Origin of the sequence: Bremerella alba, assembly GCF_013618625.1 — a bacterium.
Lineage (GTDB): Bacteria > Planctomycetota > Planctomycetia > Pirellulales > Pirellulaceae > Bremerella > Bremerella alba.
This window is the reverse complement of record NZ_JABRWO010000007.1, coordinates 1-17,260: the sequence shown is the minus strand read 5'-3', so window position 1 is coordinate 17,260 and position 17,260 is coordinate 1. Positions and strand designations below refer to the sequence as shown.

The following is a 17,260-nucleotide window of genomic DNA, read 5'->3' as shown; positions in this document are numbered from 1 at the left end:
TCGAATCCTTGACCAAGCTATCGAATCGATCGAGAGGGGGTACGGTGCCGCTGGGCAACCGGCTGGCTTGTTGCTTCCGGTTGCGACTGCTTGAGTCCAGTTTCTCCGCGGCCATGTTGTGCCATCTGCTGAGGCGAAACCCATCGAACCGCAGCCAGGCCAGCGTTGGCGTCGGCGAACTGATGCGCCGCTTCGGCCTCGATAGAGGCCCGTCGTGCCATTTCGACTTCCCCCAACGATTGATGTACCGAGGCCAGGTTCTGCCAGATTTCAGCACGCGGTGCCGCCGTTACCCCTTGAAGCAGCGCCTGCTTCGCGTCTTCCAGTTGCCCGTAACGAGCTAGCAGGACGCCCAGTTCGTTGGCGGCCTCGTAGTTGGAACCGTCGATCGCGAGCGCCGTTTGGAACAACGCAATAGAGCGAGGACCAACCAGTGTACGGTTATCTCCGGTCGATTTGTTGAGGTACTGCTGAATACGCCCCAGGCCAACCAGTGCCCGAGCGGTTTCCGGCATGCCACCGCACGCAACGTTCAAGCGATCTTGAGCGAAGGAGAAGTAGGCTTGGGCTGCGGTCAGGGCCGTTTCGTGTTCCAGATCTTTGCCTTTGAGGACCGGAGTTCGATGCGCGTCGACCACCAGGTTCAGGTCGACATTGGCTTCCAGGCGAGCCCCAGCCGGAATGAATTCGCCAGCTTCATCGAGTGCCGCAATGGCGTCGGCTAACGCTTCGCTGTGGCGATGGGTTCTCTCGGCGGTGTCTAAGGTTTGCGTTGCCAAGCGTAGGGCCTGAACGAACTCGGCACGTGCCGAGTAGTACGCACCTCGCTGGGCCAGGATCAATCCATGGTCGACCAGGGTGGCCATCCGTCCGCGGACGGCGAGCATGGCATGGTCGACCTGAACAGGCCTTGGCGCGGTTGGCACAATGCTCGGAGTCATCGACACCGAGCGAGGTGTGCTGGTGCGCGACTGCAGGGGCATGTCGGCAATGTCCACGACTTGCTGCTTGGCCGGATTCAGCGAAACGTCTGCTTCAGGTGCCGACGGGGCGAGACTTATGAACTTAGAGCGTGGACTTTCAGGCCGCTTGGTTGCTTCTGCTTTGGCTTGAACCTTGTCTTGCTGGGGCGACTCGGCAAGGAAGTTCGGCATGACCGGGGCAGGGGGAATCTCTCGCATTGCAGGGGCACTGATCGGCTGGTCCTCTACCTTAGGCAGAAGTTGGATCTCGGGCTGTGCGTGTGCCAGGGGTTTCTTTACCGGTGGTGGTGGCAGTTTTACTTGTGGAGGCGATTCGTTTCTGGGCGCTTCAATCTGCGGGGGATTGAGCGCGAGTGGTGCCAGTTGACGACTCGGTGCGACTGGTTTCTGTGGTTCCGGTACGACCTTCGCGTTCTCGTGTTTGCTGGGTGCCGATTGGGCTGGCATCGGCTCTGCGAGGATCGGTGCCGCTAGTTCTGGCTTCTTCGGTGCTGGGCTGGGCTGGGCAATGTTTTGTTTGGGGCTGGGGATATGAGCAGGGGGCTCTAGTAAAAGCTCTTCCGGCTCGCGAGGCTTCGAGGGTACCGACTGAGAGGACGGTTTCTGTTGTGGTGACTTTTCGGTTGGTTCCGATTTTTCGATTTTGAGCGGGAAGCGAATTGATTCGAGTGGGGTTGGTTCGTCGGCTGTCTTGGGTTTGGCAACCGAAGGAAGACGCTTGGGATTAGCGTATGGGTTGCTAATGATGTTTTCGTGCGCTTCGCTGATTTCAAGATGAGCGGCGAGCTGTGCCATCGGACGAACGTCAGCGGGCGCATGAAAACGATTCGGAGCGGCTACCTGCGACTTCTCGTCGCGGTGGTTGGCCACCTTCGAATTGCGCCCACAGCCGACGATCATTAATATCGTCAAACTCAGTGCAATCCCAGCTCGGCTGGTTGAGGGCAGAGGTCGATCCATCGGTTCATCCATGAAGTTTCAAGTGATGCAGCACACTGCTATCCGTGCGGTGGCGCATCGATACCTAAACACGAAATCGACCAATCGTTTTCATTGCAATCACTCAAACCGCTCACACAACCGATGCAAGTCGACGGGTGGAGAGTCAAACGTGTTACATGCCATAGGAGGAGAACCTTCCGGATAACCGTTACAGGCGAACTTAGCCTACACGGTAATTCCCGCGAGTCGTCCTGAAAATGAATATGGGTTTCGTAGTAATTAATCTTTCTCTCATTGGAAAACGTAATCTACCTTTGGTTAAACCGAACGAATCTGTGGCTTCGTTTAAAGCGAGTGAAAGAGCACGAAATTGACTCCCGACACCGTAAATCCACCCGATCCTAATTTGATTCGCAGCCATGTGTTGGTTGTTGATGACGACAGGCTCATTCGAACTCTCATTCGCGAGTTTCTATCGCGAGAAGGTTACGAAGTGGTAACTGCTGAAAGTTGCCGGGAAGCGTTGGAGGTACTGGAAGAGGAAAAGCACCAGTTCAAATTTCTGGTTACCGATTGGGAATTGCCCGATGGTTCGGGGATCGATCTGATCCGACACGTGCGACATGTCGTTAGCTCGCACTATATGTATATCGTGATGGCCACCTCTCACGGAAACCGTGAGAATCTGACCCGAGCTCTTAATGCCGGGGCCGACGACTTTTTGGCCAAGCCGATCGATCGCGGTGAACTGGTCGCACGAATGCGATCGGGGCAGCGAATTCTGGCATTGGAAACCCGATTAACGCATCTGGCCAATAGCGATCTCCTCACCGGCTTGCCGACGCGCCGCGTGTTTGAAGAGATGATCGCGAAGGAGTGGAGCCGGGCTCGTCGCTATCGCTTGCCGCTCTCGTGTGTGATCTTCGATATCGATTACTTCAAACGAATCAATGATGTCCATGGCCATGCTTCCGGCGATCAGGTTTTAAAGGAAATCGGTCGGATATTCTCAGACTCGGTTCGCAAGTCAGATATTATTTGCCGCTACGGTGGCGAAGAGTTTTGTGCCATCTTGCCGGAAACCTCGACCGCTCAAGCTTGCTTGTGGGCCGAGAACCTACGTAAGCGAATTGCCGAAACCGACATTGTCCTCGACTCGGCCGTAGTGAATGTCACGACAAGTTTAGGCGTTGCCGAGACGCTTGCTGAAATGGAAGAGCAGGAAGAACTGATTGATATCGCCGATCAGTGCCTGAGCGAAGCCAAGCAAAAAGGCCGCAACCAGGTTGTCTCCTTTAGCAATCTGCAAAATGCGGTGTCAAATAGCGCCTCAGAGCAATTCGATTCGGTATTTGGCAGAGCCGTCGCAGCCGATGCCATGACCCCTGTCGTCAGTACGGTGACACCTGAATCAAGTGTCATTGAAATCAGTCAGTTCTTTTTAGACTATCGAATTCCGTCGGCACCAGTTGTCGATCGCGAAGGCAACCTCGTTGGTATTGTCTCGGAAAAGGATTTGATGTCTGTCGCCACTCGACCGAATCCTCACGAGATTACGATCGGCGAAGTGATGCGAAAGAATCTGATCTGTTACCCGCCCAATATTCCCTTGCGTGTTATCTGGGAATTCCTGAACCGTGTTTCGATTCGCACGGTTCTGATTTCCGAGAATGGCAAGGCCTTAGGGGTCCTCAGCCGACAAAGCATCCTACGCTGGTTAGGTAATACCACGTGGAAGCAAGACGGAGCCCCGCATCAGGTGGATAATACCGGGTACGCTTCCCCAACACGACTGGAAGCAGCCGCCCAGATGTTGGCCGACACCTCGCGTCAACTGACCAATGACGTCGAAATGCGCAGCGAAGAGGAACACGCGGCCATGGTCATTGGTACGGTCTCGAAGATGCAAGATCTAATGACCGATCTCTTGGAAACCGTTCGCGGTGGTTCCGGCTCTGGCGCATTAAGCGTTGGACCTCCGTTCGATACCACCGACTTTTAACGCGGTTCCATTCTTGCTAAACGCTACCGAACCCAAATCTTGTAGCGCCACTGAATGGTTTTGGGGAAGGGCTCTCCATCGAGTGACGCGTTCACCTCGAACCCGCTCGCCGAAGCCGGAACTTCTGGCGTGGGAAATTGTTCCTGAGCGATCACGTCGACACATACCTCGACTTCGTTGATCTTCCAGACCCAAGGGCCGTCGCGTTGCAGGGTCGGATCGATCGTTTCTTCCAACGCACAGCCATATCGGCTGCAAATCCGCATCGGGTAGTCCTTCATGCGGCAGGCCACCGAGAAGTGAATGCCACCTGGTTCGTCCATGGGCTCGACGGCGGCAGACCAGTGACTGTCGCCGGCCATTCCGACCAGCAGGGCGACGGTTCCTTCCTTTCGCTCTTCCATGTGAATCTCTTGAAAGGGAGGACTCTCAGGCCACGGCTCCTCGTCGTCTCCTTCGATCGAAACGAATAGCGGAACGCATTCGTCTCCGTCGACCAACGCAATTATGTGACCGAAGCGATCCTTCTGCTTCACAAAATTGATGAATAGGCCCACGCCATCGTCACGCATGGATTCAACGAAGAGGGCTTCGGGATCGGGTGAAGATTCTGACACGAATGAAGTTCCTGGTTGCTAGTTTTGCGACGATTCTTGGCCCACTCGCCACCGTAAGTAGGCGTCGAGGAAACCTTGGATTTCGCCGTTCATCACACTGTTAAAGCTGCCCACGTAAAAGCCGGTTCGGGCATCCTTCACGCGTTGATCTGGGTGGAGGAAGTAATTGCGAATCTGCGAACCAAACCCGACCTTGGCCTGGGTTTTGTACTTTTCGGCCTGCTCGCTTTCTCGGCGTTCTTCTTCGACGCGCGCGATACGTGAACGCAACATCTTCCAGGCCAGGGCCCGATTCTTGTGCTGGCTACGCTCTTGTTGGCACTGCACGACAGTGCCGGTCGGAACGTGCGTCAGGCGAATGGCGCTATCGGTCTTGTTCACATGCTGACCACCAGCACCACTGGCCCGGTAGGTATCGACGCGGACGTCCTCTTCGTCGATATCGACTTCTTCGCTATCGGGGATTTCAGGCGAAACGTCGACCGCCGCGAAGCTTGTCTGGCGTTTTCCATCTGAGTTGAACGGGCTGATCCGCACCAGACGATGCATGCCCGTTTCACCTTTCAAATAGCCATAGGCCATCGGGCCGCGAACGACGAAAGTGGCACTGTTGATGCCGGCCTCTTCGTTGTCGGTACGGTCGAGCAGTTCGACGCTGTATTCGTTTTGATCGGCCCAACGCCCGTACATGATGAGCATCATTTCGGCCCAGTCGTTGGCGTCGGTACCACCATCGCGGGCATTGATCGTGACGATCGCACCACAGTTGTCGTAAGGCCCGTCGAGCAGGGCTTTGAGTTCCAGCGTTTCGAGATCGGTCTCCAACTTCTCGAGCGTACCGGGAACTTCGTCGGCCAGAGAGTCGTCTTCCTCGGCCATCTCGAGCATCACATCAAGATCTTCGATACCAGCTAAGCACTGTTCCAGCGGCTCGACAAGGCTCTTGAGTGACTTCATCTGGCCGACTGTTTCCTGGGCTTTCTCTTGATTGTCCCAGAAGTCGGGCGCGGACATCCGCTGCTCGATTTCCTTCAGTTGTTGCTCTTTGGCGGCGTAGTCAAAGAGAGTCCTTTAACTGTAGGAGCCGCTGACGGATACTTTCTGCTCGATCGTAAAACTCGCGTTCCATGGTGGATCCGAGAAAAGTTTATGGAGTGTTTTATAGTGGATAAATCTAGTCCCCCTCTCCCTTGAAGGAAGAAGGGGACTGAAGATTGGTTTAGTCGTTCAACTCGAAAATCGCTTCGACTTCCACGGTCATGCCCGCCGGTAAGGCGTTCACCCCGATGGCACTGCGGGCAGCGATTCCGTGCTCTTCGCCGAAGACTTCCTTCATCAGTTCGCTGAAGCCATTGATGACGGCCGGTTGTTGGGTGTAACCATCCTGGCAGTTGACCATGCCAAAGGTCTTCACCAAACGTTTGACTTTATCGAGGCTGCCCAGGTGCGCCTTCAAGGTGGCGAGCATGGCCAAGCCGGTTTGGCGAGCGGCCGCGTAGCCCACTTCCTGATCGACATCGACGCCCACTTTGCCCAGTTGAAGTGTTCCGTCGGTGCTCAAGGGACCATGCCCCGAGAGGTAAAGCATGTTGCCGACTGTGACCGCTGGCTTGTAAAGACCCATGGCCTTAGGGGCAGGCGGAAGTTCAACGTTCAAAGCATCCAAGTTGGCGTCGAAACTCATGATAATTCTTTCGGTTAAGTGTTTGTTCTTAGTCCCCTTGCCCTTGGGAAGGGAGAGGGAACTGGAACGTTATTTTTTATACACGTCTTCTGGGTTTACCAGACGCTCTGCAACGATCTTGGTTTCGCTGGGGCCCACTTCACGAAAGAAACAGGTTCGATAGCCTTCGTGACAGGCGGCCCCTTTTTGATCGACCTTCAATAGGACCGTATCTGCGTCGCAGTCGACTAAGATCTGACGGACCTGCTGTTGGTGACCGCTTTCTTCCCCTTTACGCCACAACTTGCCGCGGCTACGACTAAAGTAGACGGCACGTCCGGTGCTGAGTGTTTCCTGAAAGGCCTCACGGTTCATCCAGGCCATCATCAACACCTCGCCATTTTCGGCATCTTGCGCGATCGCCGGAACCAGACCGCCGGCCTTGTCAAAATCGGGCTCACGGGGCAAAGAGATGGACATCGCTTCGTACTCTTGATCACTTGGCCGGGTAAAAGGGAATCAATTCGGTTTAGTGTGGCTGTTTCTGCAACAATCGGCAACCGGGTAACCACCCTCCGAAGCCATGCCGATCAAGACGTGCAGGTGGCACCTTGATCTCGTCCCCTCGCCCCGGATACGGGGGAGAGGGGATGAGAAAGAAGAGGCCTGTTCTGCCGTAGGGTGCTGAGTAGCGCAGCGAATCGCACCATGCACAACGTTGCCGCGTTGCCATGCGATGGAGGCCGCATTCGGTGCGATACGTTCCGCTTCGCGTCATTGCTCTTACCCTACGTTGGATTGGGGCGGCATCTTGTTGTATTGTTCGCCTCTCCCCTATGGGAGGCGGGGACCGGAAGCGAGCCTAGGTGGCGTCACTTTTCCTTTCACGGTTCAAACGGCAGATTTAGCGCGCTGCGATCAATCGATCTTACCGGAAGACCCAGCACATTCGGACCGAGTTCGCTAGCGGTGTAGTCAGTGGAAGCTGGATGCCGAATCGTAGAGTGTTGGGCCGCCACTCCGGCGCTTTGGTACCACCCATCGCCAGCTGCCGTCGATCTCCCCCATGTCCTGCTGAGGTTCCGTCGTGAAGAAGTCACTAAGTATTGTCATTCCGGTCCACAATGTTCAGTCGAGCATCGTCGCTGAGGTGGATCGTTTGTTAGAGATCGTGGCCGATCTGACGAACGACTTTGAATTGATGATCGTCGACGATGGTTCGACCGATGGTACCGAAGAAGTCTTGTACGAAATCTCGTGCCGATTTCCGCAGGTCCGCTCGCGCCGTTATACCCCGCAGCGTGGGAGAGCGACCGCGATTGATTTGGGACTTGCCGCGGCCGCCGGCGAGATTGTGATGATCCAGGACATGGATCACAAGTTGACGACCGAAGACATCCATTCTTTATGGGCGATGCACTTCGACGCGTCGGCAGCTCACTCTCGGGCCATGCCACCGCGTCCGGCACCGCAGCCGGCGAAGCCTGAGCCGGCCAAAGCACTGCTGCCTAACGACCCACAGCCGCTGCAGCAAGATCTTTTGTCACGACTTTCAAGCTGGGGAGCGGACATCAGCGAGTTGGAATCGCTTACGGAAGTTTCGCTGCCCGAGATGAAAGCCTCGGTCGGTCCCAATGAAACGGTCGAGCCGCCGGCACCGAAGCTGAAAATGCCTCGGTTCCTTCGCCGAATCCAGAATTTCGCCACCGGCGAATAACAGGCAGTCTGAGAAATGTTTTCCGTTTGTCTCGATGGTGTCCCTTACGGATAGAGTTGGGGCGAATTATTTTCCGATAAATGATACAAAGTCTTGATTCGATCGGAACCATTCGATAGAATCAGCCAGTGCCTTCAAAATGTTTCAGGCGATAATATCCTCATTTTCACACCAGGGTTAACTTTCCGGCATTGATTGCCTGAAGAGAGAGCCTCTGGCAGCTTCGGAATCATTCCGATGCTTGAAACGTTTTCAGGCACACTTATCACGAAGTTCGGTCGCGTCCTGATTCTCCTCGAGGGCGTAGCTAGACTTCCAAACAGGGCTTAGCAGACGGGATTAGGCACCCCAGCTATTCGGCCTTAGATCGCAGTAAACGGAACAGACAAGAAGCATTCCAACGATACTCGCTCTTGGTGCCCGCGCGCTTCCAGTGAGGTTGCTGTGGTATTGTCTCGACGTTGCTATCGACTACGGCCCTACGGCAGTCGGTTAAGCCTCCGGAACAAGGGAGGACTTCTCATGGCAACGGTTCCATTCACTATGGACCACGCGGTATACGCGTACGCGCCTTCCGAGACGGGCAATAGGTCCCCTCGTAAGTTGCATCGCATCCGCGAACTTCGTAAACAACAAGGAGTTTCGCTTCGCACAGCATCTAGGAAGTTGGGCATGCCCGCTTCTCAGGTTCGCGAAGAAGAGAAACCCGACACCGACCTATTGGTGTCGCAACTCTCGCAATGGGCTGACATCCTTGATGTGCCCATCGCGGACCTTCTGGAAGAACCCCAGAACAATCTGTCGTCGCCGATTCGTGAGCGTGCCAAGCTGGTTCGGATCATGAAAACGGTCAAAGCGATTTCCGAACGGACTCAGGAAGCCAACATCGGAATTTTGGCTGAAGTCTTGACCGATCAATTGGTTGACCTGATGCCCGAACTGGCGGACATCAATGCCTGGAACAATGTAGGCCAGCGTCGTTCGTTGAACGATCTTGGTCAGATCGCCGAACGGCGCATTTCCTGTGATTCCATTGTCGGCGCGATGCGAGACTAAGTTACCTATCCCGCTTCGACGAACGATCTTTCCCCTGGTACCCAGGCTGCTCGGATGCGGTCTGGGGCCTTTTTTATTTCTTGCCAGAGCGACGGATCCGAAATAGCCGAACTAGAGCAGATCTTTCAAGTGAAAGTGGAACTTGCCGAGTTTTCCGCCGTAGTTGCCGGCAGAGATAACCAGCACACCATGTATCGCCGCCGCATTCATGGCGGCTTTCATGCCGTCGGCAATGGCCTGCTCGCTGGTGCCATCTAAGACAATTTCCAGCACGCAGTTTGCCCCTTCCACGACCTGGGACTCGACGCGACCGCGAAGAGTCGGGCAATTGGTATCAGAGGTCGAAGCCATCAGGCTCTTATATTTCGACCCGACCTTACTACCACTACGTGCGACGCCGCCGGGGAAGGGGGCAATCACATCGGCCAATGGGGCTAATGCATCGACCGCTTTGCGGGCCGCAGTTAACGCGGTCGCCTGATCAACGGCCTGAAAGATGATGTTTCCGCCGGCGACTCCCTTTTCAATGCCGAGCGATTCAACGCAGAAGAACTCTCCGTCCATGACCGGGATGCGCCAGTAACGCGTCCCGTCGATGACCTTGCTTTTCTGGAAGCCGTCGCCGAAGTAACGGAGCGACTTGCCCAGCGGCATTCTTTTTTCGGCTTGGGCAAGACCATCGAAAACGGCCGTCGATGCACAGGTCATCACGCATTGGCCTACCCGTTTGGTGACCGCTTTGGCAAGGGCATCGGCCGAGAAGCCAAACGCCAGAACCGCAGCACCTGGCCGACCGTCGGGGGATTCTTCGGCGGAAAGCAGTCGCTCGACCCCCACTTCCGCATCGCAGGCAATCACGCTGCTGCCATAGCCGCACACTTCGTTGGTCGCGGCACGCAGCCAATGATCGTCGAACGCGGTGATAACCAGCCGGGTATAGACCATGCCAAACGCTTCGGCGAACGTATCAACGATCTGCGTGTTGCCAATCTGCACAGGTGCTTTTCCTGGGGCTAAAAAGTTACAAGAGGTGCTATTTTCCCCCGACCTGCGAACGTTGCCAACCCCGCACCACCTGGAGGGCTCACTTCGATGCAATAGAAGGACTTGTCACAGAGACAGCCTACCGGATGCCTGGGTAACCATATCGGTGCCGGGGATCTACAATAGAGAAATCGTGTTGCCTCGCCCCCTCGCAGAATTTCTGATTGCATGACTGACCCGCAAGTTTCCAGGCCTCGCGTTGCCGTTGTTGGTGGTGGAATTTCAGGACTAGCCGCTGCGCATCGGCTGCTGGAACTGAACCCCGAGTTTGAGGTTCATCTCTTTGAAGCCGACAGCCGCCTGGGTGGGGTTCTGCAAACGACGACGACCGATGATGGTTATTTGCTGGAAAACAGCGCTGATACCTTCATCACCAATCTCCCGTACGCAGTCGACTTATGCCGCCGATTGGGGATAGAAGAGGAACTGCTGCCGACCAACGAGGCCCTGCGTAAAGCGTACGTTGTTCGCCGAGGCAAGCTGTATCCGGTCCCAGAGGGCTTTGTGTTGATGGCCCCCAGCAAGATGTGGTCGGTGGTGACGACACCCATTCTGAGTTGGTCAGGGAAGCTGCGGCTGGCTCAAGAGTACTTCGTTGCGAAACGGAAAGACACCACCGACGAAAGCCTGCAGGCGTTTGTCATACGCCGCTTGGGAAAGGAAGTGTACGAGCGCCTTGTTCAGCCCCTTATTGGCGGGATCTATACGGCCGATCCAACGAAGCTCAGTATTCATGCAACGCTACGGCAGTTCGTGGAAATGGAGCAAAAGCACGGCAGCTTGATCCAAGGCATGCAGCATCGCAGCGATGGGAAGAAGAACGAGAGCGGGGCCCGGTACTCGATGTTTGTGGCACCCAACCACGGCATGGGGCAGTTGATTGAGCGGCTTGCAGATCGTCTTTCTGGGCAGGCGATTCATCTGAATACGCCGGTCTCGGCTATCGAAAAAACGGGCGATCATTGGACTTTGCAAGCGGCAGAGCAAACGCATGCGTTCGACGCCGTTGTCATGGCGCTTCCAGCTCCTCAGGCGTCGCAGGTGCTGGGCGGTTTTCCTGTCCTTGCCGAGAATCTTCAGGCCATTCCCTATGCTGGCTGCAGCGTGGCGATCTTGGTAGTCGACGAAAAGCAGATCGGTCGTCCGGTCGCTGGATTTGGTTTTGTTGTTCCTGAGATCGAGCGCCGGAAGATCTTGGCCGGCAGCTTTTCCAGTGCCAAGTTTCCTGGGCGTGCTCCTGACGGAAAGGTGGTTATCCGCGTTTTTGTGGGTGGTGCCTGTCATCCAGAGCTGGCCGATCTTGCAGACGACGCGATGAAGCAGGTAGTTCTCGAGGAACTGAGCGAGTTGATTGGCTTGACGGGCGAGCCTGAGAAATTCCTCGTCACGCGTTGGATGGGAAAGATGCCGCAATATCATCTCGGGCATCTCGATCGCGTGGCGGCCCTTGAAGCGGAAGCTGCCCGACTGCCTGGTTTAGAACTCGCTGGCAATGCCTATCGAGGCGTCGGCGTTCCGCAATGTATTCAAAGTGGTGAACAAGCGGCACAGCGCGTGTCAGATTATCTAAGCGGCCGCTAGTTGGAAGCTGGCCACGCGACCGTCAAGGAAGGTGACATCGAGGCCGGCAGGCTCTTGGTTCGCTTTTTGTAGCGTGCTCAATGCGGCTTCGGGATCGTCGTTGTACTGTTTGGCAAATGCTTGTTGATTGGTTGCTGCCTGGATGGCTGCCGTTTGTGCGGCAATATTCGAGAGCAATTGCTGGGCTTCTTGGGACTGCTGCAGAAGACCTTGGGCCTGCTCTGCGAAAGAATGGGCCCCGTCGACGGCGATCTGGCCATTTCCATCGATCTGCAGTTGGAAAGACTCGGGCAAGTCTTGACCAGCCTCGTGAAAGGTGCGGCGAAGGAGATCTTCGAGTTCTTCCAGCGAGCGGCCGAGTTGATCTTGAAGTTCGCCAGCGTTGCCTCCCAATAGGCCGCTTGCTGCCAGAAACGAATCGAGGGACGCGGCATCTGGTGAAGTGGCTTCGGGGCTCGTTTCTGCTTCGCCCTGAAGCAGCGAGAAAACCCCTTCTGATAGTTGCTTCGCCGCTCCGGCTGCCATCGACGCGGCACCGATTCCTAGTGGTAAAGCGGTCGCAATATTCATCCGCACATCCCTGCTGTAGTGACAGTTCCCCCCGTCTCTGTTGTTATCGGCGCTGCTGGCATATCGACTTTAACGATTAGATCGTTTGCAACGAGGGGAAGATGCCGTGTGGACCAGCGTGCGGTCAAGAAAAAGAAAAAGTTCCCATTACCTACGTTCGCATAGCGAACCGACCTCTAGCTAGTATCTGTCGATACCCTGCCCCAGAGAAAGGCTTTCGTTAGGTAATGGGAACAAATTCTATAGTGGTTAAAGCGGTTTTCCTGGTAGCGAGGGTTGGATCAGCCAGCTACGATCCTTCGGAAACCCGCAAAAAGGAATGTTGATACCTTGTTATATCGTGAAGATTACCTTTTAGCTTGAGCTCAGTCAAGGAAAACCCCCGAAATGGTCTGTCAAAGGTGCCCCATCCGGCTTTGTGCCTAAATAAGGGGGTGCTTACTCATGCTGCGGCTAGGGTTGGGAGGGAACGCTCTACTTCTTCCATCTGCAGGATTCTTCGGTAGAGGTCGACGTACTGTCGTGCCGACTCTTGCCAGCAGAATCGTGCGGCGGCCTGTTGAAGGAGTTGTGCGTATTCAGGCGAGGCGTTGAAGATCTGCATGCCTCGCTGGTAGACGTCGAACATGTGCTCTGCGGTGAAGTCGTCCCAATAGAACGCTCTTTGACCGCCAATTTCAGGCAAGCTCGTGCGTCTTGCCAGGAAGACAGGTTTGCCGACGGTCATCGCTTCGATCGGGGGAAGGCCGAAGCCTTCGGTGAGAGATGGGAATACAAACGCTTCGCAGTTTTCGTAGAGCCACTGTCGCTGTTCGTCGCTGACTGGCCCCGGTATCGAGACGCGGTCGGAAAGGTTGAATTCTTCAATCGTGCGACGCATTTCACCGGCATACTCGGAATCGTTCTGGCCGGCGATCACTAGCTGGTGGTTTGGTAGTCGCTGGATCAGGTCGAGCAGGACGTGGAAATTCTTCTTCCGGTCGATAATCCCAATGCTGAACAGGAAGGGACGGCTGGCATTGAGCCACGCCGGTTGCTGGGCGACGTACTGAGATACGTCTGGTCGGCCATTATAAATCACTTGTAATGGCTTGTTTTGTAGGTCGAAGTGCGACTGAACTTCCCCAGCGACGAATTTCGAGATGACCGTGACCGCATCGGCCCGTCGAATCAAACGTGCGATTCGGCGATGCTCGCGTTCGATCTTGGGACCCTTCTTTTCTCGCAAATAATTCAGATCGTGAATCGTCAGCAAGACGCGCGTCTTCGAGTTCAAGGGAAGGTATTTGGCTTGTTGATGCGTTGCATGCCACAACGCGTACGCCGGGGATCGCCCTGATTGGGTCCAGCGATACCAGCGCTGGAAGATTTCTTTTCGCCACAGCTTTGCCTTGATGGCATCCGGCGTACTGAAATCGTTGACCTGGGCAGCGCTTACCAGGGGAATCGGGTGCAGGCCGCAGTCGCTCATTTCGGTGGTCAGCGCACGTCCGAGATTGCGGGCAAATTGCCCCAGCCCGGAACAAGCGTTCCGAGACTTCTCGAGATCAAGGACAATACGTGGTGCTGGATTGAGCATGAAGTCGCGTCACCGGGAACGACCGCCTAAGTCGTTCGATATTCCCTGGAATAACAGAGCGAATGTTGTTTGTTTCACAGCTTGCAGTCTCAATTTCTGGAATAGGAGACGTTGCATCGACAAACGTTGATTGCATCGTATCCCCCAGAGGACGAGAGAGTACCTATTTCCTCGGTGGCATGGAATAGCGATCTGAGATAAGAGATATTTGTCCTTATATTTCGCCTAATCAGATCGCAATCACAATAACCATAAGAAGTTAACAACACGAGCCGGATGAGACCCCCATCGGCTTGGTTCTGCCGGTGAAATAGGGCAAAATAAGGCCTTCTGCTCATCTAAATTCCCTTATTCGTCGCCCCAACATAACGCCCTCTCGAGGATTTGCCCCTGTGAATATCTACTTGGGAATCGATATCGGTACTTCTGGAACCAAGACCATCGCCATGGCGGAAGATGGTTCCATCTTGGCCGAAGCATCTGCTAGCTACCCGGTTCAGCACCCCAAACCCCTTTGGAGCGAGCAAGACCCCGAGCTTTGGTGGAAAGCGACCGTCAAGACAGTCAAAAAGGTGGTGCAGCTTGCCAAGGCGAAGCCTGCGGACGTCAAAGCGATCGGTTTATCGGGGCAGATGCACGGTTCGGTCTTTCTCGATGACAAGGATGAAGTGATTCGTCCGGCACTGCTGTGGAATGACCAGCGTACCGCGGCGGAATGCGAGGAAATTGAATCTCGCGCTGGTAGCCGTAAGAAGCTGATCAAAATGGTGGCCAACCCGGCTCTAACCGGATTCACGGCTCCTAAGATTCTGTGGCTACGCAACAACGAGCCGAAGAACTTCGAGCGACTCCAGAAGGTTCTGCTTCCCAAAGACGAAATTCGACGTCGTCTGACCGGCGAGTATGCCACCGAAGTGAGCGATGCGAGCGGAATGCTGTTGCTGGACGTATCGAAGCGGGCATGGTCGACCGACCTTCTTTCCAAGCTAGAACTCGACCCCGATCTGTTGGGCCAGGTTTACGAGTCGGAAGATGTCACCGGAAACCTGACCAGGCAGGCCGCCAGAAAGTTGGGGCTGACGACCGAGTGTGTTGTGGTCGGCGGGGCAGGGGACTGCGCTGCAAATGCACTGGGCAATGGGGTCGTCAAGAAAGGGATCTTGGCGAGCAGTTTGGGCACAAGCGGGGTGATGTTCGTCCATAGCGATGAAATGGCCGCCGATCCGGAAGGACGTCTGCACACATTTTGCCATGCCGTTCGTGGCAAATGGCACATGATGGGAGTCACACTCTGCGCCGCCGGCACACTGGAATGGTTCGTCCAAAAGCTATGCGCCGAGATGCGCGGCCCAGGCGGCAAGAGCGATCCTTACACCGCGCTCATGAAAGCAGCGGAAGCGATTCCCGCAGGCAGCGAGGGCTTGATGGTCCTGCCTTATCTGGCCGGCGAAAGGACCCCTCATGCCGATCCCGATGCACGCGGCAGCTTCATCGGAATCACCTTGAAGCACGAGCGAGCCCATCTCACACGAGCGATCATGGAAGGGGTCACCTATTCGTTGCGGGAAAGCCTGGAAGTGCTGAACCAGATGGATATCCCCGTTCGCCAGGTTCGCGCCGGAGGTGGTGGCGCGAAGAGTGCGTTCTGGCGACAGATGCAAGCCGATGTGTTTGGTAAAAAGGTTGTTAAGCTGAATGCAGAGCAAGGGCCTGCGTTCGGGGTCGCTTTGTTGGCGGCAACCGGGGCCGGCGCCTATAAGAATATTCAAGAGGCCTGTGCGGCGACGATCAGCGAAGTTGCAGAAACAAAGCCGGATCGCGCGGCCAAGAAGTACTACGATAAAGCATTCCCTGTGTATCAAGACTTGTATCAGTCGCTCAAAGAAGACTTCAAAAAACTAGGAAGCCTCGACGACTGATCCCGTTTGCAAAGAGGTGGTGACATGACGTGCCGATTTTATCGCGAGCAGGAAGTTGACCAACTGCTCGACATGGCAACAGCCATCGAGGTTGTGGAAGAAAGCTTTCGGCAACTCGGTACCGGGGGCGCTGAAAACGTCCCTCGGCATCGTGCAAACGCCCCGGGATTTGTCCTGCATGGGATGCACGCCTCGGCCGAATATCTGGGAACCGCCGGCTGGAAGATGTACACCACCACGCGGATTGGTGCCAAGTTTGTGGTGGGGATCTACGATATCGACAGCGGGCAGATGGTCGCCTTGATCGAGGCCGATAAGCTCGGTCAAATGCGGACCGCCGCTTCGTCGGCCGTGGGGGCGCGTTACCTCGCGAAGAAGCCGATCACGCAGTTGGGACTCTTCGGTACCGGCTGGCAAGCCGAGTCGCAGTTGGAAGCCATGGCCACCGAGTTTCCGCTCACCCAGGCGTTTGTTTATTCTCGCGATCAAGAGAAGCGAGAAGCGTTTGCCGAGCGCATGGCCGATAAGTGCCAAATTGAAATCGTGCCGGTCCACAACCCGAAGGATGCCGTGGAAGATCTTCCGCTGGTCATCACGGCCACAACCAGCAAGCACCCTGTGTTTGATGGCAACCTACTTGCCGAGGGAGCCCTGGTCTGCGCGATGGGTGGGAACTGGGCGTTTAAGCGGGAAATTGATGTCGTCACCATTCGCCGGGCCGACAACTGGGTCTGCGACTCGATCGAAGCTTGTCAGGGAGAAGCGGGCGAATACCTACAAGCCCACGAAGAAGGCTACTTCGATTGGGAAGTTGCCGTTTCCCTGTCGGATGTCATCGCCGGCACCGTCATCGGACGCAACAATACCGACAGCATTGTGGTTTACAAGACAGTAGGCCTGGCGGTTCAAGACGTGGCCCTGGGAACCAAGTTCCTGCAGTTGGCCGCCGAACATCCCGGAATTGGGACCGCCCTGCCGTTTTAGTTCACGCCGTTCTCAGTTCTTATTCAGGTGCTAAGAAAGTCCTGCTGCCTTTGTTTTGCTGACACCTTTGTTCCGCCCCATGCGCTCTCTGCTGGAGCCACGATAATGCAGCGACTAATATCCTTTTCTGCTATGGCCTTGCTGTCCGTGGGGGTGTTTCAGGCAAGCCAATTGTCTGATTTTTTAAGTAGCGTGACGGGTGGAGGAATTATTTATGCATCCCCTTTTATTGCTTTGTCGCTTGTCGCTCTGCTCTTTGGCCCGAGTGTGTTACGCCTTGTGTGTGGGGCGTCGGCTGCGATATTCGTAATCGCTGCTCATTATGCGATTACGTCATGTGTACTTTTGCTCAGTACACCAGGAGATCCTAATATTGGACTAGGTATGCTCATGTATGCTATGCCATTGTTTCTGTGGACGGCTACATGGCTGGGGTATGAGCACGAGGGAAGAAAAGGGGACGGGGGTCTTTAATCTGCCTTGGGGGTATGATACACTATTCGGTAATAGTCCACGATCCCATTTGCTGCTCGGTGAAGTGCCATGCCTCGACAAAAGCGTGCCGATGAGGGAGGTTCGATCTATCATGCCCTGAATCGTGGG

14 protein-coding genes are annotated in these 17,260 nt (G+C 55.4%); 6 read left to right on the top strand and 8 right to left on the bottom strand.

Annotation, left to right across the window (positions count from 1 at the left end; all coding sequences use genetic code 11):
- Positions 1-17 precede the first annotated feature (17 nt).
- The gene (locus HOV93_RS12790) at positions 18-1,943 is read right to left on the bottom strand and encodes a tetratricopeptide repeat protein (RefSeq protein ID WP_207396901.1); all 1,926 of its coding nucleotides are present in this window, start codon (positions 1,941-1,943) and stop codon (positions 18-20) included.
- A 352-nt stretch (positions 1,944-2,295) separates the two neighbouring features.
- Between HOV93_RS12790 and HOV93_RS12785 the strand changes: the two genes are divergently transcribed.
- A complete protein-coding gene (locus HOV93_RS12785; RefSeq protein WP_207396900.1) occupies positions 2,296-3,927 on the top strand; it encodes a diguanylate cyclase in 1,632 nt (543 codons plus the stop codon).
- A 23-nt stretch (positions 3,928-3,950) separates the two neighbouring features.
- Here the strand turns inward: HOV93_RS12785 and HOV93_RS12780 are convergent, their stop codons facing one another.
- The 4 genes from HOV93_RS12780 to hisI form a co-directional block, all read right to left on the bottom strand.
- Entirely contained in the window at positions 3,951-4,544 is a 594-nt protein-coding gene (locus HOV93_RS12780) for a hypothetical protein (protein ID WP_207396899.1), read from the bottom strand.
- 18 nt (positions 4,545-4,562) lie between these two features.
- A protein-coding gene (prfB, locus tag HOV93_RS12775; RefSeq protein WP_390814340.1) for a peptide chain release factor 2 occupies positions 4,563-5,673 on the bottom strand; the annotation gives its coding sequence in 2 pieces (ribosomal slippage) (positions 4,563-5,603 and positions 5,605-5,673; 1,110 coding nt in all).
- Positions 5,674-5,763: 90 nt separating this feature from the next.
- Positions 5,764-6,228 (bottom strand): RidA family protein, encoded by a 465-nt coding sequence (locus tag HOV93_RS12770; protein WP_207396898.1) that lies wholly within the window; start codon positions 6,226-6,228, stop codon positions 5,764-5,766.
- Between the two features lie 69 nt (positions 6,229-6,297).
- Positions 6,298-6,687 carry a phosphoribosyl-AMP cyclohydrolase gene (gene hisI / locus HOV93_RS12765; RefSeq protein ID WP_207396897.1) on the bottom strand — a complete coding sequence of 130 codons (390 nt, stop codon included), beginning with the start codon at positions 6,685-6,687 and terminating at the stop codon, positions 6,298-6,300.
- 607 nt (positions 6,688-7,294) lie between these two features.
- Here hisI and HOV93_RS12760 point away from each other — a divergent pair.
- Positions 7,295-7,924 (top strand): glycosyltransferase family 2 protein, encoded by a 630-nt coding sequence (locus tag HOV93_RS12760; RefSeq protein WP_207396896.1) that lies wholly within the window; start codon positions 7,295-7,297, stop codon positions 7,922-7,924.
- Between the two features lie 672 nt (positions 7,925-8,596).
- Positions 8,597-8,980, top strand: coding sequence for a hypothetical protein (locus HOV93_RS12755; protein WP_207396895.1), 384 nt, complete (start codon positions 8,597-8,599; stop codon positions 8,978-8,980).
- 111 nt (positions 8,981-9,091) lie between these two features.
- Here the strand turns inward: HOV93_RS12755 and fhcD are convergent, their stop codons facing one another.
- A complete protein-coding gene (gene fhcD, locus HOV93_RS12750) occupies positions 9,092-9,976 on the bottom strand; it encodes a formylmethanofuran--tetrahydromethanopterin N-formyltransferase (protein WP_207396894.1) in 885 nt (294 codons plus the stop codon).
- Positions 9,977-10,192: 216 nt separating this feature from the next.
- On the opposite strand from fhcD, the gene hemG reads away from it, so the two are divergent.
- A complete protein-coding gene (gene hemG, locus HOV93_RS12745) occupies positions 10,193-11,605 on the top strand; it encodes a protoporphyrinogen oxidase (RefSeq protein ID WP_207396893.1) in 1,413 nt (470 codons plus the stop codon).
- Here the strand turns inward: hemG and HOV93_RS12740 are convergent.
- Entirely contained in the window at positions 11,591-12,175 is a 585-nt protein-coding gene (locus tag HOV93_RS12740; protein ID WP_207396892.1) for a hypothetical protein, read from the bottom strand. The two genes, hemG and HOV93_RS12740, sit on opposite strands and share 15 nt — an antisense overlap.
- 442 nt (positions 12,176-12,617) lie before the next feature.
- Positions 12,618-13,754 (bottom strand): glycosyltransferase family 4 protein, encoded by a 1,137-nt coding sequence (locus HOV93_RS12735; RefSeq protein WP_207396891.1) that lies wholly within the window; start codon positions 13,752-13,754, stop codon positions 12,618-12,620.
- A gap of 392 nt (positions 13,755-14,146) precedes the next feature.
- Here HOV93_RS12735 and xylB point away from each other — a divergent pair, with 392 nt between their 5' ends.
- Both xylB and HOV93_RS12725 read left to right on the top strand, forming a co-directional pair.
- Positions 14,147-15,673: a xylulokinase gene (xylB, locus tag HOV93_RS12730; RefSeq protein WP_207396890.1), complete on the top strand. Its 1,527-nt coding sequence runs from the start codon at positions 14,147-14,149 to the stop codon at positions 15,671-15,673.
- A gap of 24 nt (positions 15,674-15,697) precedes the next feature.
- Entirely contained in the window at positions 15,698-16,657 is a 960-nt protein-coding gene (locus HOV93_RS12725; protein WP_207396889.1) for an ornithine cyclodeaminase family protein, read from the top strand.
- Positions 16,658-17,260: the final 603 nt, after the last annotated feature.

Excerpts from the sequence above, each read along its gene's own strand:
- hisI (WP_207396897.1), bottom strand. The coding sequence starts at position 6,687 with ATGTCCATCTCTTTGCCCCGTGAGCCCGATTTTGACAAGGCCGGCGGT.
- HOV93_RS12735 (WP_207396891.1), bottom strand. The coding sequence starts at position 13,754 with ATGCTCAATCCAGCACCACGTATTGTCCTTGATCTCGAGAAGTCTCGG.
- HOV93_RS12770 (WP_207396898.1), bottom strand. The coding sequence starts at position 6,228 with ATGAGTTTCGACGCCAACTTGGATGCTTTGAACGTTGAACTTCCGCCT.
- hemG (WP_207396893.1), top strand. The coding sequence starts at position 10,193 with ATGACTGACCCGCAAGTTTCCAGGCCTCGCGTTGCCGTTGTTGGTGGT.
- HOV93_RS12725 (WP_207396889.1), top strand. The coding sequence starts at position 15,698 with ATGACGTGCCGATTTTATCGCGAGCAGGAAGTTGACCAACTGCTCGAC.
- HOV93_RS12740 (WP_207396892.1), bottom strand. The coding sequence starts at position 12,175 with ATGAATATTGCGACCGCTTTACCACTAGGAATCGGTGCCGCGTCGATG.
- HOV93_RS12755 (WP_207396895.1), top strand. The coding sequence starts at position 8,597 with ATGCCCGCTTCTCAGGTTCGCGAAGAAGAGAAACCCGACACCGACCTA.
- HOV93_RS12790 (WP_207396901.1), bottom strand. The coding sequence starts at position 1,943 with ATGGATCGACCTCTGCCCTCAACCAGCCGAGCTGGGATTGCACTGAGT.